Annotated in this window: 21 protein-coding genes; 12 read left to right on the top strand and 9 right to left on the bottom strand. The window is 58.9% G+C overall.

The annotated features are described in order from the left end of the window. Positions 1-2 precede the first annotated feature (2 nt). The 9 genes from ACW9E7_RS19035 to acpT are packed head-to-tail and all read left to right on the top strand — an operon-like array spanning position 3 to position 8,110. Complete coding sequence (locus ACW9E7_RS19035) at positions 3-425, top strand: acyl-CoA thioesterase (protein WP_023309526.1); 423 nt, start codon at positions 3-5, stop codon at positions 423-425. Continuing rightward, the gene (locus tag ACW9E7_RS19040; RefSeq protein WP_458728208.1) at positions 422-1,027 is read left to right on the top strand and encodes a LolA family protein; all 606 of its coding nucleotides are present in this window, start codon (positions 422-424) and stop codon (positions 1,025-1,027) included. Before ACW9E7_RS19035 ends, ACW9E7_RS19040 begins: the two co-directional genes overlap by 4 nt. Continuing rightward, positions 996-3,320 carry an MMPL family transporter gene (locus tag ACW9E7_RS19045; protein ID WP_458728209.1) on the top strand — a complete coding sequence of 775 codons (2,325 nt, stop codon included), beginning with the start codon at positions 996-998 and terminating at the stop codon, positions 3,318-3,320. The genes ACW9E7_RS19040 and ACW9E7_RS19045 overlap by 32 nt, the downstream gene beginning before the upstream one ends. After that, positions 3,317-3,895, top strand: a complete 579-nt coding sequence (locus tag ACW9E7_RS19050; RefSeq protein ID WP_115876832.1) for a DUF3261 domain-containing protein — start codon at positions 3,317-3,319, stop codon at positions 3,893-3,895. The genes ACW9E7_RS19045 and ACW9E7_RS19050 overlap by 4 nt, the downstream gene beginning before the upstream one ends. 1 nt (position 3,896) lies before the next feature. Continuing rightward, positions 3,897-5,066: a beta-ketoacyl-[acyl-carrier-protein] synthase family protein gene (locus ACW9E7_RS19055; protein ID WP_127732530.1), complete on the top strand. Its 1,170-nt coding sequence runs from the start codon at positions 3,897-3,899 to the stop codon at positions 5,064-5,066. Next, positions 5,063-5,536, top strand: coding sequence for an ApeP family dehydratase (locus ACW9E7_RS19060; protein WP_111963735.1), 474 nt, complete (start codon positions 5,063-5,065; stop codon positions 5,534-5,536). Before ACW9E7_RS19055 ends, ACW9E7_RS19060 begins: the two co-directional genes overlap by 4 nt. Further along, a complete protein-coding gene (locus ACW9E7_RS19065; protein ID WP_111963734.1) occupies positions 5,533-6,264 on the top strand; it encodes a 3-ketoacyl-ACP reductase FabG2 in 732 nt (243 codons plus the stop codon). The genes ACW9E7_RS19060 and ACW9E7_RS19065 overlap by 4 nt, the downstream gene beginning before the upstream one ends. Next, a complete protein-coding gene (locus ACW9E7_RS19070; RefSeq protein ID WP_115876829.1) occupies positions 6,261-7,490 on the top strand; it encodes a beta-ketoacyl-ACP synthase in 1,230 nt (409 codons plus the stop codon). Before ACW9E7_RS19065 ends, ACW9E7_RS19070 begins: the two co-directional genes overlap by 4 nt. Before the next feature lie 2 nt (positions 7,491-7,492). Beyond that, complete coding sequence (gene acpT, locus ACW9E7_RS19075; RefSeq protein ID WP_458728210.1) at positions 7,493-8,110, top strand: 4'-phosphopantetheinyl transferase AcpT; 618 nt, start codon at positions 7,493-7,495, stop codon at positions 8,108-8,110. On the opposite strand, the gene arnF is transcribed toward acpT, so the two are convergent. The 8 genes from arnF to ACW9E7_RS19115 form a co-directional block, all read right to left on the bottom strand. Further along, positions 8,058-8,447, bottom strand: coding sequence for a 4-amino-4-deoxy-L-arabinose-phosphoundecaprenol flippase subunit ArnF (gene arnF / locus ACW9E7_RS19080; RefSeq protein ID WP_115876827.1), 390 nt, complete (start codon positions 8,445-8,447; stop codon positions 8,058-8,060). The genes acpT and arnF overlap by 53 nt on opposite strands. Further along, positions 8,444-8,782: a 4-amino-4-deoxy-L-arabinose-phosphoundecaprenol flippase subunit ArnE gene (gene arnE / locus ACW9E7_RS19085; protein ID WP_458728211.1), complete on the bottom strand. Its 339-nt coding sequence runs from the start codon at positions 8,780-8,782 to the stop codon at positions 8,444-8,446. The genes arnF and arnE overlap by 4 nt, the downstream gene beginning before the upstream one ends. Then, the gene (arnT, locus tag ACW9E7_RS19090; RefSeq protein WP_223580678.1) at positions 8,779-10,434 is read right to left on the bottom strand and encodes a lipid IV(A) 4-amino-4-deoxy-L-arabinosyltransferase; all 1,656 of its coding nucleotides are present in this window, start codon (positions 10,432-10,434) and stop codon (positions 8,779-8,781) included. Before arnT ends, arnE begins: the two co-directional genes overlap by 4 nt. Then, positions 10,431-11,333, bottom strand: coding sequence for a 4-deoxy-4-formamido-L-arabinose-phosphoundecaprenol deformylase (gene arnD, locus ACW9E7_RS19095; RefSeq protein WP_325848818.1), 903 nt, complete (start codon positions 11,331-11,333; stop codon positions 10,431-10,433). The genes arnT and arnD overlap by 4 nt, the downstream gene beginning before the upstream one ends. Next, positions 11,330-13,312, bottom strand: a complete 1,983-nt coding sequence (gene arnA / locus ACW9E7_RS19100) for a bifunctional UDP-4-amino-4-deoxy-L-arabinose formyltransferase/UDP-glucuronic acid oxidase ArnA (protein WP_133295281.1) — start codon at positions 13,310-13,312, stop codon at positions 11,330-11,332. Before arnA ends, arnD begins: the two co-directional genes overlap by 4 nt. Further along, on the bottom strand, positions 13,309-14,292 hold the full coding sequence (arnC, locus tag ACW9E7_RS19105) for an undecaprenyl-phosphate 4-deoxy-4-formamido-L-arabinose transferase (RefSeq protein ID WP_325848830.1): 984 nt from the start codon (positions 14,290-14,292) through the stop codon (positions 13,309-13,311). Before arnC ends, arnA begins: the two co-directional genes overlap by 4 nt. Position 14,293: 1 nt before the next feature. Beyond that, complete coding sequence (arnB, locus tag ACW9E7_RS19110) at positions 14,294-15,433, bottom strand: UDP-4-amino-4-deoxy-L-arabinose aminotransferase (RefSeq protein WP_325814324.1); 1,140 nt, start codon at positions 15,431-15,433, stop codon at positions 14,294-14,296. Between the two features lie 325 nt (positions 15,434-15,758). Further along, entirely contained in the window at positions 15,759-16,262 is a 504-nt protein-coding gene (locus tag ACW9E7_RS19115) for a phenolic acid decarboxylase (RefSeq protein ID WP_008503103.1), read from the bottom strand. A 99-nt stretch (positions 16,263-16,361) separates the two neighbouring features. Here ACW9E7_RS19115 and ACW9E7_RS19120 point away from each other — a divergent pair, with 99 nt between their 5' ends. Together ACW9E7_RS19120 and ACW9E7_RS19125 are read left to right on the top strand one after the other, a co-directional pair. Next, on the top strand, positions 16,362-17,216 hold the full coding sequence (locus tag ACW9E7_RS19120; protein WP_458728212.1) for a LysR family transcriptional regulator: 855 nt from the start codon (positions 16,362-16,364) through the stop codon (positions 17,214-17,216). Between the two features lie 59 nt (positions 17,217-17,275). Further along, entirely contained in the window at positions 17,276-18,070 is a 795-nt protein-coding gene (locus ACW9E7_RS19125; protein ID WP_115876820.1) for an SDR family NAD(P)-dependent oxidoreductase, read from the top strand. 5 nt (positions 18,071-18,075) lie between these two features. Here the strand turns inward: ACW9E7_RS19125 and ACW9E7_RS19130 are convergent, their stop codons facing one another. Further along, a complete protein-coding gene (locus ACW9E7_RS19130; protein WP_133295283.1) occupies positions 18,076-18,603 on the bottom strand; it encodes an NlpC/P60 family protein in 528 nt (175 codons plus the stop codon). A 240-nt stretch (positions 18,604-18,843) separates the two neighbouring features. Between ACW9E7_RS19130 and ACW9E7_RS19135 the strand changes: the two genes are divergently transcribed. After that, on the top strand, positions 18,844-19,506 hold the full coding sequence (locus tag ACW9E7_RS19135; RefSeq protein WP_111963721.1) for an HAD family hydrolase: 663 nt from the start codon (positions 18,844-18,846) through the stop codon (positions 19,504-19,506). Positions 19,507-19,553 lie beyond the last annotated feature (47 nt).

Below are 19,553 nucleotides of genomic sequence, written 5' to 3' on the forward strand. Positions count from 1 at the left end.
GGGTGCTGACCGATCCCCGCTTTACGACTGAAGTCGAGATCACCGTTCCGTTCCACGACGTCGATATGATGGGCGTGGTCTGGCACGGTAACTATTTCCGCTACTTTGAGATCGCCCGCGAGGCGCTGCTCAATCAGTTTGACTATGGCTATCGCCAGATGAAGGCCTCCGGCTACGTCTGGCCCGTCGTCGACACGCGGGTGAAATACCGCGATGCGGTGACCTTTGAGCAGCGTATTCGCGTCCGCGCGCACGTTGAAGAGTATGAAAACCGCCTGCGCATTGCCTATCAAATTTTCGATGCGCAGACCGGCAAACGCACGACCACCGGGTACACCATCCAGGTGGCGGTGGAAGAAGCCACCCGCGAAATGTGCTTTGTGAGCCCGGCAATACTGTTTGAACGTATGGGAGTAACGCCATGAAATGGTTGCCTTTACTGGCGCTAATCCTCAGCCCGCTGGTCAGCGCCGTGACGCTGGATGAGCTGCAGCAGCGCTTCACCGAGCAGCCCGTGGTGCGCGCGCACTTCGAACAGGTTCGCACCATAAAAGATATGCCGCAGCCGCTGCGCTCGCAGGGCGAAATGCTGATCGCCCGCGACAGCGGCCTGCTGTGGGATCAAAAAGCGCCGTTTCCGATGACGCTGCTGCTGGACGACAAGCGGATGGTTCAGGCAATCAACGGCCAGCCGCCGCAGACCATCACTGCCGACAATAATCCGCAGATGTTCCAGTTCAATCATCTTCTGCGCGCCCTGTTCCAGGCCGACCGCAGGGTGCTGGAAGAGAACTTCCGCATTGATTTTAAAGACCTGGGAGCGGGCCGCTGGTCGCTGGTGCTTACGCCAAAAACGACGCCGCTGGACAAGATTTTCGCCACCCTCGATCTGGGCGGCGCGACCTATCTGGAGACGATTCGCCTCAACGACAAACAGGGCGACCGTACCGATATCGCCCTTTCACGCCACCAACTGACGCCCGCCAGCCTGACCGATGACGAACGCCAACGCTTTGCCACACCGTAAATCCCTGCGCCCGGCGCTGCTGTGGGCCACGCTATGCCTGATTCTGATGGGCGTGCTGCTGTCGCTGCTGCCCGGCGCGCGTCTGAACAGCAGCGTGCTGGCCATGCTGCCGAAGCAGACGCTGGGGGCGATCCCGCCGGCGCTCAACGACGGGTTTATGCAGCGTCTCGACCGCCAGCTGGTCTGGCTGGTCAGCCCCGGCAAAGAGCCCGATCCGCGCGTGGCGCAGCAGTGGCTGGCGCTGCTGCAAAGCACTGATTCGCTTAGCGAGGTCAAAGGCCCGATGGACGCCGCAGGGCAAAAGGCCTGGGGAGAGTTCTTCTGGCAGCACCGAAATGGCCTGATCGATCCCGCCACCCGCGCCCGCCTGCAAAACGGCGGAGAAGCGCAGGCGCAGTGGATTTTATCTCAGCTTTATTCGGCCTTTTCCGGCGTCAGCGGCAAAGAGCTGCAAAACGATCCCCTGATGCTGATGCGCGGCTCGCAGCTCGCTCTGGCGCAAAACGGCCAGAAGCTACGGCTGATGGACGGCTGGCTGGTCACAAAAGATGAGGCGGGAAACTACTGGTATCTTCTGCACGGAGAGCTGGCGGGCTCGTCATTTGATATGCAGCAGACCCACCGGCTCGTGACGACGCTTAACGCGCTGCAGGAGACGCTCAAAGCCCGTTACCCGCAGGCACAGCTGCTTTCCCGCGGAACCGTGTTTTATAGCGATTACGCCAGCCAGCAGGCCAAACGCGACGTCTCAACGCTGGGCATCGCCACCCTGCTTGGCGTGTTCCTGCTCATCGTGGCGGTGTTCCGCTCTCTGCGTCCGCTGCTGCTGAGCGTGCTCTCGATTGCCATCGGCGCGCTGGCGGGCACGGTGGTAACGCTGCTGCTCTTTGGCGAGCTGCACCTGATGACGCTGGTGATGAGCATGAGCATCATCGGTATTTCAGCCGACTACACGCTCTACTACCTGACCGAACGGATGGTGCACGGCGCGGAGCTTTCCCCCTGGCAAAGCCTGGACAAAGTTCGCAATGCGCTGCTGATGGCGCTGCTGACGACGGTCGCCGCCTACCTGATTATGATGCTGGCCCCCTTCCCCGGGATCCGCCAGATGGCGGTGTTCGCCGCCGTGGGGCTGAGCGCCTCCTGCCTGACGGTGATTTTCTGGCATCCGTGGCTGTGCCGCGGGTTACCGGTGCGCCCGGTTCCATTTATGGTCCTGATGCTGCGCTGGCTGGCCGCCTGGCGGCGCAGTAAAAAATTGTCCGTTGGTTTGCCCGTCGCGCTGGCGCTGCTCTCCGCCGTGGGGATGAGTACGCTGAGGGTGGACGACGACATCGCCCAGCTGCAGGCGCTGCCGAAAGATATTCTGGCGCAGGAGAAGGCCATTACCGCCCTGACCGGACAGAACGTCGATCAGAAATGGTTTGTGGTTCACGGCGCCTCGCCTCAGCAAACGCTGGAGCGGCTGGAAGCCTTTACCCCGGCGCTGGCGGAGGCGCAAAAAGCGGGAGAAATTGCCCGCTGGCGCACCCTGCCGCTGAACTCGCTGGCCCGCCAGAAAAGCGATCTTACGCTTCTACAGAACGCCGCGCCTGCGGTAATGAACGTGCTGAAAAACGCCGGGCTCAACGCCGTCTCCCCGAATCTCGACGCCATGCCGGTCAGCGTGGACGCGTGGCTTAAAAGCCCGGCGAGCGAAGGCTGGCGTCTGCTCTGGCTGACCCTGCCCGAAGGGGAAAGCGGCGTGCTTGTGCCGGTGGACGGTGCGAAAAACAGCGCTTACCTCGGTGAGCTGGCCGTGCGCCATGACGGCGTCGTCTGGGTCGATCGCAAAGCCAGCTTTGACAGCCTGTTTGCCCTCTACCGCACGCTGCTGACGGGGCTACTGTTTGCGGCGCTGGCGGTGATTGCCTGCGGGGCGATGCTGCGCCTCGGCTGGCGTAAAGGGCTGATAAGCCTGGTGCCGTCCTTGCTGTCGCTGACCTGCGGGCTGTCGGTCCTGGCCGCAACGGGCCACCCGGTGAATCTGTTTTCACTTCTGGCGCTGGTACTGGTGCTCGGCATTGGCATTAACTACACGCTGTTTTTCAGCAACCCGCGCGGTACGCCGCTGACCTCCATGCTGGCGATTACGCTGGCCATGATGACCACGCTGCTGACGCTGGGCATGCTCGTCTTTAGCGCCACCCAGGCCATCAGCAGCTTTGGTATCGTGCTGGTGAGCGGTATTTTTACCGCCTTCCTGCTGGCGCCGCTGGCGATGCCGGATAAGAAAGAGAGAAAACGTAAATGAACGCTTTTTACCGCGCCGTCGCGCTAACCGCAGCGCTGCTGCTGGCGGGCTGCAGCCATTCGACCGATACCAAAGAGACGCGTCCCCAGGCCTGGCTCCAGCCGGGAACCAGAGTGACGCTGCCGCCGCCCGGCATCAGCCCGGCGGTAAGCTCCCAGCAGCTGCTGACCGGCAGCTTTAACGGACAAACGCAATCTCTGCTGGTGATGCTCAACGCGGATGCGCATAAGGTGACGCTGGCCGGGCTCTCTTCCGTGGGCATTCGTCTGTTCCTGGCGACGTACGATGAGACCGGTATTCATACCGAACAGTCGATCGTTGTGCCGCAGCTGCCGCCCGCAAGCCAGGTGCTGGCGGACGTGATGCTAAGCCACTGGCCGATTAGCGCCTGGCAGCCGCAGTTGCCGAAGGGCTGGACGCTAACGGACAATGGCGATCGACGCGAGCTGCGTAACGCCAGCGGAAAGCTGGTGACGGAGATTGTCTACCTGCAGCGTAAAGGCAAGCGCGAGCCGATCAGCATCGAGCAACACGTATTCAAATACCACATCACCATTCAATATCTGGGTGACTGAGATGATTTATATTTCCGCTGTTGGCATGGTCAACGCGTTGGGCAACTCGCCTGATATGATTGCCGCGAACCTGGTGGCAGGCGTGGCGCCGGGTATGCACGCCCGGACCGGCTGGTTGCAGGACTCACCCGAAGCCGTTCTGGGCGGTGTGGAAGGCGAATTGCCGCCCATCCCGGACACCTTCTCCGCACACCGCACCCGCAATAATCAGCTGCTGCTGGCCGCGCTGGCGCAGATTCAGCCAGCCGTCGACGAGGCTATCGCCCGCGTCGGTCGCGATCGCGTGGCCGTGGTGCTGGGGACCAGCACCTCCGGGCTGGATGAAGGCGATGAGCACGTACAGCGCATGACCCATGGCGAAGCAAGCACGCGCTGGCAGTATCCGCAGCAGGAGCTTGGCGATCCGTCCCGCTTCCTCGCCAGCTGGCTTCAGCTCGAAGGCCCGGCCTATACGATTTCAACAGCCTGCTCTTCCAGCGCGCGGGCGATGATCGGCGGCAAACGTCTGATCGAAGCCGGGCTGGTTGACATCGCCATCGTCGGCGGAGCAGATACCCTGAGCCGGATGCCCGTCAACGGCTTTAACAGCCTTGAATCCTTCTCCCCTACGCTCTGCGAACCGTTTGGTCGCGACCGCAAGGGGATCACCATCGGAGAAGCCGCCGCGCTGATGGTATTGAGCCGCGAGCCCGCCGACGTGGCGCTGCTCGGGACGGGTGAATCCAGCGATGCGTACCATATTTCCGCCCCGCATCCGCAGGGCGAAGGAGCGATAAGGGCGATTACTCAGGCGCTTAACGAAGCGGGTATGCAGCCGGAGGATATCGGCTACATCAACCTGCACGGCACGGCCACGCCGCTTAACGATCAGATTGAATCGCAGGTGGTACACGATCTCTTCGGGGAAAGCGTGCCGTGCAGCTCAACCAAACACCTTACCGGCCATACGCTGGGCGCTGCCGGTATTACCGAAGCGGCCCTGAGCTGGCTGATTCTTTCGCGCGATCTACCGTTGCCGCCGCAGGACTTCGCCCGCTACGCGCCCGACGACACGCTGGCGCCGTGCGGCCTGCTGCACCGGCACATCGCGCTGAAAAAGCCGGTTATTCTGTCTAACTCGTTCGCGTTTGGCGGCAACAACGCCAGCATTCTGCTGGGGAGAGCCTCATGAGCTACTTATCACCCGAAGCCTATCTGCCGCACGAGGCGCCGATGATGCTGCTGGGGTCCGTTGAGAAAGTTACGGACGATATGGCGGTCTGCCGCGTGGCGGTCAATGGGCAAAGCGTGCTGGCGCCGTTTCTTAATGCCGATGGCGACCTGCCGGGCTGGTACGCGCTTGAGCTAATGGCGCAGACCGTTGGCGTCTGGTCAGGCTGGCATCGTCAGCAGCAGGGGCAGGAACATATCGCGCTGGGCATGGTGCTCGGCGCGCGCGAGCTGGTCTGCGCCAGCGGGCATTTCGCCGCAGGCCTGACGCTGGACATTACCGTTAAGCTGCTGATGCAGGACGAACGCTTCGGCAGTTTTGAATGCGCAATTTCCGCTAATGAAGAGACGCTAGCCACGGGCCGGGTCAATACCTTCCAGCCGAGCGCAGAAGAATTAACATCGCTATTTAATCAGGGATCTAACGCATGAGTCGTTCCGTACTGGTCACAGGGGCCAGCAAAGGCATAGGGCGCGCCATTGCCCGCCAGCTTGCCGCCGACGGGTTTACCGTAGGCGTGCATTACCATCGTGATGCCGCAGGCGCGCAGGAGACGCTGGACGCCATCACGCAGGCGGGTGGGAACGGTCGTCTACTCGCCTTTGATGTGGGCAACCGCGAACAGTGCCGCGAGGTGCTGGAGCAGGAGATTGAAACCCATGGCGCATGGTATGGCGTTGTCAGCAACGCCGGAATTACCCGCGACGGCGCCTTTCCGGCGCTGAGCGAAGACGACTGGGACAGCGTGATCCACACCAATCTCGACAGTTTTTATAACGTCATTCACCCCTGCATTATGCCGATGATTGGCACCCGTAAAGGAGGACGCATTATCACCTTATCGTCCGTGTCCGGCGTGATGGGTAACCGCGGGCAGGTGAACTACAGCGCGGCAAAAGCGGGCATTATCGGCGCCACCAAAGCGCTGGCGATTGAGCTGGCAAAACGCAAAATCACCGTGAATTGCATTGCCCCGGGGCTGATTGATACCGGCATGATTGAGATGGAAGAAGCCGCGCTGAAGGAAGCGATGTCCATCATCCCAATGAAACGTATGGGCCAGGCTGAAGAAGTCGCCGGGCTGGCAAGCTATCTGATGTCGGATATTGCGGGCTACGTTACCCGCCAGGTCATTTCCATTAACGGAGGAATGCTATGACGCGTCGCGTGGTGATTACGGGCATGGGCGGCGTGACCGCCTTTGGCGAAAACTGGCAATCCGTGTCCAGCAGGCTGCTGGCGTATGAAAACGCGGTGCGTAAAATGCCGGAATGGCAGGTCTATGATGGCCTGCATACCCTGCTCGGCGCGCCGATCGATGATTTCACGCTGCCGGAACACTATACCCGCAAGCGTATTCGCGCCATGGGCCGGGTGTCGCTGATGTCGACCCGCGCCACCGAGCTGGCGCTGGAGCAGGCGGGGCTGATTGGCGAAGCGGTGCTCACCAATGGTCAAACGGGTATCGCCTACGGTTCTTCGACAGGCAGCACCGGCCCGGTCAGCGAATTCGCCACCATGCTTACCGAAAAGCACACCAATAACATCACCGGGACAACCTACGTCCAGATGATGCCGCACACGACCGCGGTGAATACCGGCCTGTTCTTTGGATTGCGCGGCCGCGTGATCCCGACGTCGAGCGCCTGTACCTCCGGCAGCCAGGCGATTGGCTATGCCTGGGAGGCGATTCGCCACGGGTATCAGACCGTGATGGTCGCGGGTGGCGCGGAGGAGCTGTGTCCGTCTGAAGCAGCGGTGTTTGACACGCTGTTTGCCACCAGCCAGCGTAACGACGAACCCAAAACCACCCCTTCACCGTTCGATACGCAGCGCGATGGTCTGGTCATTGGGGAAGGCGCTGGCACCCTGATTCTGGAAGAGCTGGAGCACGCCAGAGCGCGCGGGGCCACAATCTATGGCGAGATCGTGGGCTTTGCCACCAACTGTGACGCGGCCCATATCACCCAGCCTCAGCGTGACACCATGCAGATTTGCATGGAGCAGTCGCTGGCCATGGCGGGATTAAGCGCCCGGGATATGGGGTATATTTCCGCGCACGGTACCGCCACCGATCGCGGCGATATCGCCGAAAGCCAGGCCACTGCCGCTATCTACGGTGATAACGTGCCGGTTTCCTCGCTGAAGAGCTATTTTGGCCATACGCTTGGGGCCTGTGGCGCGCTGGAAGCGTGGATGAGCCTGCAGATGATGCGTGAAGGCTGGTTTGCCCCGACGCTCAATTTAACGCAGCCGGATGAGCAATGCGGTGCTTTAGATTATATTATGGGAGAAGCCCGTCAGATTGACTGCGAGTATTTGCAGAGCAATAACTTCGCGTTTGGCGGCATCAACACCTCGATTATCATTAAACGCTGGGCGTAACTATGTACCAGTTTGTACTGGGAAAAATCTCCACCCTTTGCGCGGACCCGCTGGCGTCAACGCGCGCAGACAGGGCACCTCAGGGTGCCCAACAGGCCTCCTGGCTGGCCGGGAGGACGCTGCTCGCGAGAACGTTATCCCCTCACCCACTCCCCGACATTATTTACGGCGAGCAGGGGAAACCGGCCTTTGCGAAGGGTCATCCGCTGTGGTTTAACCTGAGCCACAGCGGTGACGATATCGCCCTGCTGATGAGCGATGAAGGCGAAGTCGGCTGTGATATCGAAGTGATTCGTCCCAGGAAAAACTGGCAGGCGCTGGCGAATGCGGTCTTCAGCATGACGGAGCATGATGAGCTTGAGCGCGAAGCGCCAGAGGAACGGCTTGCCGCCTTCTGGCGCATCTGGACGCGAAAAGAGGCGATCATAAAGCAGCGCGGCGGCAGCGCCTGGCAGATTGTCAGCATCGACAGCACGGCGCAGACGCACGCGGTCAGCCAGCTACAGGTCGGTTCGCTGAGCCTTGCCGTCTGTACATCGACCCCTTACACCCTGACCCACGAATCGATTATTCACGTCGGGACGTTCGGGGCAGAAAAATCACTAACACACCCAGAATAATAAACCCGACGCCCACCAGCCCGTGCCAGGAGAAGCGTTCTCCCCAGCCGGGCAGCAGGATCGCCGCGGCCCACACCAGGATGTAGCTAAGACTCAGCAGGGCATACGCTTTGCTGAGCGCCATACGATGCAGCGCCAGATACCAGCAGCCCATGGAGGCCACATACCCCATCAACCCCAGCAGCAGCGCCCCCGTGCCGGATGAGAAGTGCCACAGCGCGGAAATAAGCGCCAGAACATCGCTGACCGGCGGCAGTGCCTGCATGGCATCGCGCAGCAACAGCTGCGCCGCGCTGACTAACAGCACGCTGCATAAGGCCCAGAAAGTCCCTTTCACAGGCTCCCTCCCAGGATAACAATCCCCATGATGATGAACCCCACCCCCAGCCAGTGATGCGACGCGACGTTTTCACGCCAGAATACCCTGGCCGCCAGCGTCACCCAGACAAAATTGAGGCTCAGCATAGGGTACGCGATGCCGACAGGCAGGCGTTGCAGCACCACCAGCCAGACCAGCATCCCGCAGCCCAACGCCAGCAGTGCCAGACCAAGCCACAGCGCGATGTGCGTCCCGCGCCGCCCGGCTTTCGCCGGACGGGTGGCCTGTTTCTGGCACAGCTGACCCGCGCAGCTGAGCAGGCTTGCCAGTATCAGCCAGATCCAGGTCATCACTTCGGCAGGTACTCCAGCAAGGCCAGACGCCCCTGGATATAGAGATTGTCCGGCTGCGGTAAATTCGCCCGTGAAATATCGTCGCGTTTTGAGAGCAGCATGACCAGCGACACGCGCCCCTGCTGACGATGCGCTGCCAGCCACTGCGCGAAGTCGTCTTCACTGACAAAACGATCTTTCACATCGGGATAATCCAGCCCGTAGCGCAGTTCGCCGCTCTGACCAAACAGCGTGATGTCATTGCGCTTCAGCTCCCACGCCAGGCCCGCGGCCACGCCTACGTTATTGGCGAGCACGAATCGGCTCTCCTGCAGCGGCTCGCGCACGGTATCGACCAGCGACTGCGGCTGTTTGGAATCCACCACCAGGTTAGGAATAGCAAACCCAATCAGCAGCGCCAGGCCTGCTGGACACAGAGCCGCCAGCCACCAGCGCTGCTGGCTCTGCCGGAACGTAAACCAGCCTACCGCGGCCCAGATGAGGAACGCGACCACCGCGCAGAACACTTTATACAGTTCGACCGAGGTCCAGACCGGATGCTTAGACAGTCCCCACGGGGAGACCACCAGCGCGGCCACCACGCCGATAACGCCAAACGCCAGGTTAATTCCGCCGTTAATGCGTAACGCTCTGGCGCCTTTCTCCGCCGCCAGGCAGGCATAGCGCGCCATCAGGATAGCAAGCGGGGCAAAGCAGGGCAGTATATAGGTCGGCAGCTTGCCTTTGGCGATGCTGAAGAACAGCAGCGGCATCACCACCCAACCCAGCAGATAGAACCCACCGCCCGCGTTTTGTCGGTCATTCCAGCCGAGACGAAACGCGCCGGGCAGCAGCGCCAGCCACGGCAGGCTGCCCGCAATCAGGAACGGTATGTAGTACCAGAACGGGGCTTTATGCTGCGCGTCGCTCTGGGCAAAACGCTGAATATGTTCCACCCAGAAGAAGTAACGCCAGAAGTCAGGCTCTCTCTGCGCAATGGCCAGCCCCCATGGCAGAACAATCAGCACGCAGCTCAGGATCGCGAGCCAGCCAAAAATCAGCACCTCTTTCCAGCGCTTCTGGGCGATCGCCCACGGCAGCACGCCAATCACCGGTACCGCCAGCGCCAGGAAGCCTTTGGTCATCACCCCCATCCCGCAGGCCAGCCCAAGCAGCACATAGCCGCCCGCTTTTCCGGCAACGGTTTGGGCCTGTGATGCGAGCCAGAAGCTGCACATCGCCGCCACCAGCCACAGGGTGATGATAGGATCCAGTACCGCATACGTGCCGATGCCATACACCAGGAACAGGGTCAGGAAGATCAGCCCGGAGAAAATGGCGGTCCGCTTATCCCGCCAGAGACGCCAGGCCATCCAGATGACCAGCAGCGCGGCTAAGCCGGTAGAGAAGATAGACCCGGCGCGCACGGCGAGGTTCGTGTGCCCGAACAGCATCTGTCCGATGCTGTTGATCCAGTAGCCGGCAATCGGCTTTTCAAAGTAACGCAGCCCCAGAAAATGCGGGACTACCCAGTCTCCGGAGGCCAGCATTTCACGGCTGATTTCCGCATAGCGCGTTTCATCAGGCTGCCAGAGCAGGCGGATATCGACCGGAATGAGGTAGTAAACGATAAACAGTGCGAGAAGCGCTAAGCCATAACGGGCTGTTTTCATGGGGCCGGACTCACGATTTGTTGATAGCCAAGCCAGCCTTCCCGGCCAGCCATTTCATTACGGACAACTTTGCCTACGGGCAGGGTGCTGAGGTCGTCTGGCAGCAGCTCGCTCAACGGGCAGAATTCGATGCCCTCCTGAGCGGCCATGGTCAGCAGTTCGTCGAAATCATGCTGATACGCAATCCCTTCCACTTCGGCATGGATGGTATACACCGGCGTGCCGGCGTCACGATGAATGCGGTCCAGAATGTAGCGATTGAACTCATTCGCTTTCACCTCGCGCCCGACCACTTCATCCCAGGTAGGAAGCGTGACCGGAATTTGCACTGTACCGTAGCGATTTTCGCCTAACAGCGGTAAAAAGGGCCCGTTTCCGCGGCAATCGCTGTTGTAGCGAAACGCGAAGGCCTCTTTAGCTTTCACCACGCGCTGATCCGCACGCCATCCCGCCACGGCGGAGCAGCGCACGGGCTGACCGATAATGGCCTCCAGCTCCAGCATCCCACGCTCGACCTCACGAGACAGGCGCGGGATATCCCAGACGCCCGCCCAGGCTTGCCAGGCATGGTGATCCCAGGCGTGCAGACCCACCTCATGATGCTGCGCCGCCTCGCGGATAACCGCTTCATTACCCGCGCCGATGCGTCTGCCGGGCCAGGCGGTGCCTGCCAGCAAAATATCCCAGCCGTAGAGGGATGCTGCGCGCGAGCGCAGCATTTTGAACAGAAATGCCGGTTTAATCAGACGCCATAAATGGCGCCCCATGTTGTCAGGCCCCACGCTGAAGAAAATGCTGGAGCGCACGCCGTGCTTGCTCAGCAGCTCCAGCAGTTTGGGTACACCGTCACGCGTTCCCCTGAAGGTGTCGACATCAATGCGTAAACCGACTTTTTTCATGAGACCTGTTCCGACAGCTCCACGGTGCGCAGGAAGAAATCGAGCGTTTCATCAATGGTCTGCTCCATCTTCACCGTCGGCGTCCAGTTCAGGCAGCGCTTCGCGTTGCGAATGCTTGGCTTACGGTGCTCAACGTCCTGGTAGCCCTTACCATAGTAGCTGCTGCTTTCCACTTCGCGGAAACCGGCAAACGGCGGGAATTTATCGCGCAGCGGATGGCGCTCAAAGCTGGCCAGCAGCATCTCGGCCAGCTCGCGAATGCTCGCTTCGTTGTCCGGGTTACCGATGTTAATGATTTCACCGTTGCAGCGGTTATCTTTGTTTTCGATGATGCGGAACAGCGCTTCGATACCGTCGCTGATATCCGTAAAGCAGCGTTTCTGTTTCCCGCCTTCGATAAGCTTGATTGGCGAGCCTTCCACCAGGTTCAGGATCAGCTGGGTGATTGCACGGGAGCTGCCGATACGCGCCGCGTTCAGGTTATCCAGACGTGGCCCCATCCAGTTGAACGGACGGAACAGGGTAAAGCGCAGGCCCTCTTTCTCACCGTAGGCCCAAATCACGCGGTCCAGCAGCTGTTTGGAGACGGAGTAAATCCAGCGCTGTTTGTTGATCGGCCCGACCACCAGGTTAGAGGTGTCTTCATCGAAGTTCTTATCGGTACACATGCCGTACACTTCAGAGGTGGACGGGAAGATGATGCGCTTGTCGTATTTCACGCAGTCGCGGATGATCTTCAGGTTCTCTTCGAAGTCCAGCTCGAAAACGCGAAGCGGGTTACGGGTGTACTCGATTGGCGTGGCAATGGCGACCAGCGGCAGCACCACGTCGCATTTTTTGATGTGGTATTCAATCCACTCGGAGTGGATGCTGATGTCCCCTTCCACGAAGTGGAAGCGCGGGTTGTCCAGGAAGCGGCTGATCGCGTCCGCGCCGATATCCAGACCGTAAATCTCGTAGTTATCGTCCTTAAGCAGACGTTCGGTCAGGTGGTTACCGATAAAACCGTTCACGCCGAGGATCAGCACGCGGGTGCGGCGTTTGATGGCAACAACCGGCGCGCTGGTGATCAGCGCCCCGGCCACCAGGCCCAGAGACTGCGCCAGCTGGGTGCCCTGAACGTACAGGCCGTTGTCGGTTTGTCCGGTGACGATCTCCAGCGCCTGCTCGCCACAGCTCACAATCAGCGGGGAGACGGAGACGACGGTGCCCGGTTTAGCGGCCGGGATGTCGTCACGCACGCGGGATTTCCAGACGATGAATTTGCTTACGCCTGCAAAGCTGTACGCGCCCGGCCACGGGTCGGTCACGGCGCGTACCAGGTTGTGCAGCTGACGGGCCGGTTTATTCCAGTCCAGACGACCATCTTCCGGCGCGCGGCGGCCAAAGCAGCTTGCCTTGCTCTCGTCCTGTGCGGTTTCGCTGAAGTTACCGTTAAGGATGCCCGGCAGCGCATCACGCAGCAACGTCTGTGCCGTCGCGTTCAGCTTTTGATGCAGCTGCAGCGCGGTATCGTCCGCATCAATAGCGACCTTCTGCTGTGCCACGATAGCGCCCGCATCCGCACGGCGTACCATGCGGTGCAGCGTCACGCCCGTTTCCGTTTCACCGTTCACCAGCACCCAGTTCAGCGGGGCGCGGCCACGGTAGGCGGGCAGCAGAGAACCATGAAGATTAAAGGCGCCTTTTGCGGCCAGGCCTAAGATCTCGTCGCAGATCAGGTTGCGATAGTAGAACGAGAAGATGACGTCAGGCGCGAGGGCGCGAATGCGCTCCACCCACAGCGGGTGGTTGACGTCGTCCGGCGCATAAACCGGAATTCCACGCTCGGCGGCGATACGCGCCACGGAGCCGAAAAAGTTGTTCTCTCCGGCCGTGTCCGGATGGGTAAAGATTGCCGCAATGTCATAGCCCGCTTCCAGCAGGGCCAGCGTGCCCGTGCACCCCATATCGTGATAGGCAAATACAACAGCTTTCATGGGTGAATTTCCTCTTGAGATGCTTTGTGTTCCTGACGGACAACACGTTGAATAAAGTAGCGCGGACGTGCGCGAACGTCGTTATAGATACGGCCAATGTATTCACCGAGGAGCCCCATCCCGACAAACTGGGCGCCGATGAACATAAACAGCACGGCAAAGAGCATGAAGACCCCTTCCGCCGCCCACTGCGGGCCAAAGACCAGTCGCAGTACCACCAGCAGAACGGACAGCCCAAAACCGGCCACGGCGATGATGCTGCCGAAAACGCTCAGCAGACGCAGCGGCGTGGTGGTCAGGCAGGTGATGAGGTCGTACATCAGGTTGATGAGACGCATAAAGCTGTACTTCGATTCCCCGTGCTCGCGCTCGGCGTGCAGGACCGGGATTTCCGTTGCCTTACGGGCAAAGGTATTCGCCAGAATCGGAATGAAGGTGCTGCGCTCATGGCAATGCAGCATGGCGTCGACAATGTGGCGGCGGTAGGCGCGCAGCATGCAGCCGTAATCGCCCATCGCTTTACCGGTCGTGCGCTGGATCAGACGGTTGATGGTACGCGAGGCGAGCTTACGGAACAGGCTGTCCTGGCGGTTCTGACGTACCGTGCCGACCACGTCATAGCCTTCGTCGGCTTTGGCCACAAGGCGCGGGATCTCTTCCGGCGGGTTCTGCAGGTCCGCGTCCAGGGTGATGATTAGATCGCCCGTGACGTGGCTAAACCCCGCCATAATCGCCGAGTGCTGGCCGTAGTTGCGGTTGAGCAGTACGGCCACAATGTGGCTGCCTTCAGCCTGTGCGGCTTCGGTCAGCATCAGCGCGGAATTGTCGCTACTGCCATCATCCACCAGCAGAATTTCGTAGGCCTTGCCCATCGTGTCGCAGGCGGCCGTTGTACGGCGGATCAGTTCGGGCAGGCTCTCCTGCTCGTTGTAAACCGGGATTACCACGGAAACTTTTTGTACAGGCGGTACACTGAACATATCAATGTCCTGCAAGCTGATGGAGTGCGGTAATGACGCGGGTTGTGTCGTCATGAGTCATGTCCGGGAAAAGAGGGAGAGAACAAATACGCGCGCTATTCCATTCAGAATTCGGGAGCGATACATCAGGAAAACGCTCGCGGTAGTATTTTTGCGTGTGGGCCGCGCGGAAATGGAGGCCGGTACCGATGCCTTTCTCTTTCAGCGCCGCCATCAGGTTGTCGCGTGAGATCCCGCAGCGCGCTTCATCAACGCGAATAATAAACAGGTGCCAGGCGTGCACATGCGGCCATGACGGGATGGTGAGCGGCTGGAACGGCGTATCGGCAAGCTCCCGCAGGTAGCGTTCAGCGATTTCCTGGCGGCGCCTGTTGGCCTCTTTCAGTTTGCCTAACTGCACCAGCGCCAGCGCGGCGTTGATGTCCGCCAGGTTGTATTTATAGCCCGGTGCGATCACTTCCGCCTGCGGCGCGCGGCCGTGCGTCTGACGATCATAGGCGTCTACGCCGAGGCCATGGAATTTCAGACTGCGGATCCGCTGTGCCAGTTGGGCATTATCGGTGACCACCAGGCCGCCTTCCGCGCAGGTCATGTTTTTAATGGCGTGGAAGGAGAAAATTGCCGTTCCCTTCCAGCCAACGTGACGGTTTTTGTAGTACGTTCCGGCGGCATGGGCCGCATCTTCAATCACCGGAATACCGTGACGTTCACCAATGGCGTGAATGGCGTCGATTTCACACGGCGCGCCGGCATAGTGAACGGGAATAATGGCTTTGGTACGCGGGGTTATGGCAGCTTCAATGGCTTCTGGCGTCACCATTAATGTGTCTTTATCCACATCAATCATGACCGGCGTGGCGCCCAGCAATACGATCATATTCAGCGTGGAGACCCAGGTCTGGGAAGGGGTAATGACTTCATCGCCCGGGCCAATATCCAGCGCCATCAGCGTGACGTGCATTCCCGCGGTGGCGGAACAGACGGCAATCGCGTGTTGATTCCCGGTAAGCTGACAGAATGCCTCTTCGAGTTCCTGATTCTTAGGCCCAGTGGTGATCCAGCCCGACATCAAAACGTCCTGAAGCGCCGCAATTTCCTCAGCGCCCATCGACGGTCGCGAAAAAGGCAGAAAATCACTCATTATTAATTTCCTTGCAATCAAAATGGCACGTTTTTGATATTAACCAAATGCTGGCCCGTTTATTTCAACGAACCATAAACTTATATCAAAGTATCTCTCTTTCCTTAGGGAAAAATTAAGACAGCGTTTACAACGCTATAAGACAACTAGCAGCCAATTGAAAAACAACAAGTTAATTTAATATTAAATATTTTTGATGTGATCTTCCGCAACATTTTGAAATGGGATCATTTAAACCATACATCAACAAACAAAAAAATCCCGGCCATTTCAAAATAATATGAAATAGCCGGGAACTTTTCTTTTTAGTTAATTGTCGCGCTTATTACAGGTTATCTGGAAAGTTTTTCGGTAATTCACTGGCCGCGCAGGCGATAACGCTTTCATTATTTGCACCGCAGTCGCGCACAAAGGTGATCGTGGCAAACTCATCAATCACTTCCGTTGGATACGCCGGGCCCGCATCGCGATAGCTATTCATCAGCGGAATATGGTCGTTCTGGAAGCAGACGGTTTTTTCCGGGTTGTTCATGACCCAGCGTGGGAAGAAGATGGTGCCGTGGAACAGTTTGTCGCCCAGGTTCACAATCAGGCTGACGTCAGTGCCGGTTGGCTCGGTCCAGGAAATTTTATAGATGCTCTCCCCTACCCGCACGATGTAAGCCTGCTGATCTTTTACCCAACGGTTTGCCACCAGGCCGCTGTGAATACGGTAATCAAGCGTGGTCTCATTTTTGACGTAAATCTCGTAGTTCCAACCGTTGTCGTAGGTATAAACAAGGTGTTTGCCAACGAAGCCGCTTAAGTCGTGTTTGTCGAAAGTGTTCATAAGATGTCTCCTTTGTTTTGATGAGACGATCGTACCCCTTCAAAAAATGAATGAATAACGCTATGTTTTAATCAAATTCATCCAAAATTTAGATAAATTATGAACAAGACGACGCTGGAACAATGGTCTTTACTGGCGAAAGTGGTGGAAGCGGGCAGCTTTGCCAAAGCCGCGGAAGAAACCCACCGCAGCCAGTCCTCGGTGAGCTATAACCTGTCGCTGCTGCAGGAGCGACTCGGCGTGGCGCTGCTGGTCCCGGAGGGGCGACGGGCGGTGTTAACGCCGGCAGGAGAACTGCTGCTCAACCAGGTTAAACCGCTGCTGAAAGCCTTTTCGTACGTTGAGACGCGCGCAGCGACCCTTCGCAACGGAATGCGCACGCGGCTGGATCTGGTGGTGGACTCCATTTTCCCGCGCCGCCGCCTGTTCGCTATTCTACGTGAGTTCCAGCAGCAGTATCCGCAGACCCAGGTACGTCTGACCGAGGTGCTGGAAAATACCCGCGCCGATGCCATTAACGACGAAGCCGATGTGATGGTCTTAACCCGCCGCCAGGATATTACCGGGCTCGGCGAATGGCTGATGAATATCGACTTTGTTGCCGTGGCCCATCATCAGCATCCCCTCTTTCACCTCGACGCGCCGCTTAACGACGACATGCTACGCCCGTGGCCGCTTATTCAGATTGCGGACAGCCAGCCCGCCGCGCGCGCGGCCGGCGAGTCATGGACCTTCTCCACCATCGATGCCGCCATAGAGGCCGTGGTCTCTCAGGTCGGCTACGGCTGGCTGCCGGAGGAGCGCATCCAGACCCAGCTGGATCAGGGCGTACTGAAACGCCTGCCGCTGAGCCACGGCGCACGCAGGGCAACGCCGCTACACCTGATTATAAAGCGCTCTCTCGCCCCGCTTGATGAGCAGGTTGAGACGCTATTGCACCTTTTTAGCCAGTAGCCGCCATCCTCACCTGCTACGCTTTAAGGTTCGAACGTTAAAACGATAAGGAGCAGATGATGAAAATCGACTTTGCGGGGAAAGTGGCGCTGGTAACCGCCTCAACCGGCGGGATCGGATTCGCCATTGCCAGAGGTCTGGCAGAAAGCGGTGCGGAAGTGATCGTCAATGGCCGGAGCACGGAATCGGTGAATAGAGGCATTCAGCAGCTGCAGCAGGTAGTGCCAGGCGTACAGGTGCGCGCCGCGATTGCCGATCTCAGCACGGCGGAAGGGGTAGAATCGCTGCTGAAGGTGGCGAATAACGTCGATATTCTGGTCAACAACGCCGGGATTTACGGTCCGCAGGATTTCTATGCCACCGACGATGAGACCTGGGAGCGTTACTGGCAGACCAACGTGATGTCCGGCGTGCGTCTGTCCCGCGCCCTTCTGCCGGGCATGGTGCAGAAAGGCTGGGGACGTGTGGTGTTTATCTCCTCCGAGTCGGCCTGCAATATTCCGGCAGATATGATCCACTACGGCGTGACCAAAACGGCGCAGCTCTCGCTGGCGCGCGGGCTGGCGAAGTTCGTGGCGGGAAGCGGCGTGACGGTCAACAGCGTCTTGCCGGGGCCAACGATGTCTGACGGTTTCGCAGAGATGATGAAAGATGAAATCGAAAAAACCGGCAAATCGCTGGAGCAGCTGGCGAAAGAGTTTGTGATGGCCAACCGCCCCAGCTCGGTTATCCAGCGCGCGGCCACGGTTGAAGAGGTGGCCAATATGGTGATTTATGTCTGTTCGACCCAGGCCTCCGCCACCTCGGGCGCGGCGCTGCGCGTCGATGGTGGCGTCGTGGATGACATCATCTGATGCTGTCAGGCCGCGCTGCCTGCGACCCGACGAGCGGTAATATAGTGTGCTTGCCAGTAATCATCCGTCAGGGTTGAAACCGTTACGCCCTGGCTGCTTGAGGCATGAATAAACTGGTTTTCGCCAATATAAACGCCAACGTGCTTGCGGTTCGGACCCGTCTGGAAGAATACCAGGTCTCCGGGCCTCAGGCGGTATTGCGCCACCTGCACGCCGCGATGAATTTGCTCGCGCGTCGTGCGGGGTAAATTAAGGTGTGCCGCATCGCTAAACAGGTGCTGCATCAGCGCGGAGCAATCCACCCCGCGATGCGTGGTTCCGCCCCACCGGTACTGGGTGCCTTTCCATTTCTGGTATTGTTCGAGAATACGCGAGCGCAGCGGGCCTGTTTCCTGATGCACCAGCGCAGATTTCGCCGGTGAAACTGCCAGCTCACTGTTCATCGAGACCATCGACGCTGGAAGTTGAAAGCTAAACGCAGAAAACGAAGCAAAACTTAATGTGAGGATTGAAATAAGCGATCTAAGAGTCATATCAAGAAAGAAGTAGTGAGTGAGTTTTTCCTTACCTGTGGGGTTCAATGGGTTCCCCTAAATATCTTGCGATGTGGCGATAATATAGACAGGTCGTTTTTTCGCCAATCCTTATCGAGGCCAAAAATAGACTGACTTTGAGATCGCAAGATTGAGAAAAAAATGGTGGGGATATAAGGACTGTCCTGCTAAAGCAGGTAAACTGATCCGCAGAATGTGTATTTCAGCTAAGACGTATTTATGACCAATATGATTGCCGACGAGACGGTGGCAAAATCTAACGTGCTCTCTGTCTTTGACTTTGACGGGACGTTAACGCACCACGACAGCTTTATTCCTTTCCTGCGTTTTGCCTTCGGTAAACGTTACTTCGCGGGCCGCCTGGTGCGTATGGCGCTGCCCACGCTCCACTGCGTGCGTCGCAAGCTGACGCGCGATGAGCTGAAGGAAGTGCTGATTAAAACGTTCCTGACGGGCGTGGATGAACACTGGCTGCGCCAGCAGGCGGAAGCGTTTTGCGAAAAATACTGGAACAAGCTGATGCGTCCCGAAGGGGTTCTGGCGGTGGCGGCTGAGGTGAATTCCGGTGCGGAAGTGACCATCTGTTCCGCATCCCCGGCGCTGGTGCTCCAGCCGTGGGCTGACAAACTGGGCATTAAGCTGATTGGCACGCAGCTGGAAGTGAAAGACGGCAAGCTGACGGGGCGCATCACGGGCAATAACTGCCGCTGCGCCCAGAAGGTGGCCAGGCTGGAAAAAGTGTATGGCGATCTCAACGCCTATCACCTGCGCGCCTGGGGAGACACCCGCGGCGACCACGAGCTGCTGGCGGCGGCGCAGGATCCGCACTGGCGGCACTTCCATCACCCGCGCAAGCGTCGGAATTCACCGATTAAGGGTTAGGTGCGGTCTGGTGCCCTCACCCCGGCCCTCTCCCACAGGGAGAGGGA

Source organism: Enterobacter sp. H2G27 (genome assembly GCF_054403075.1).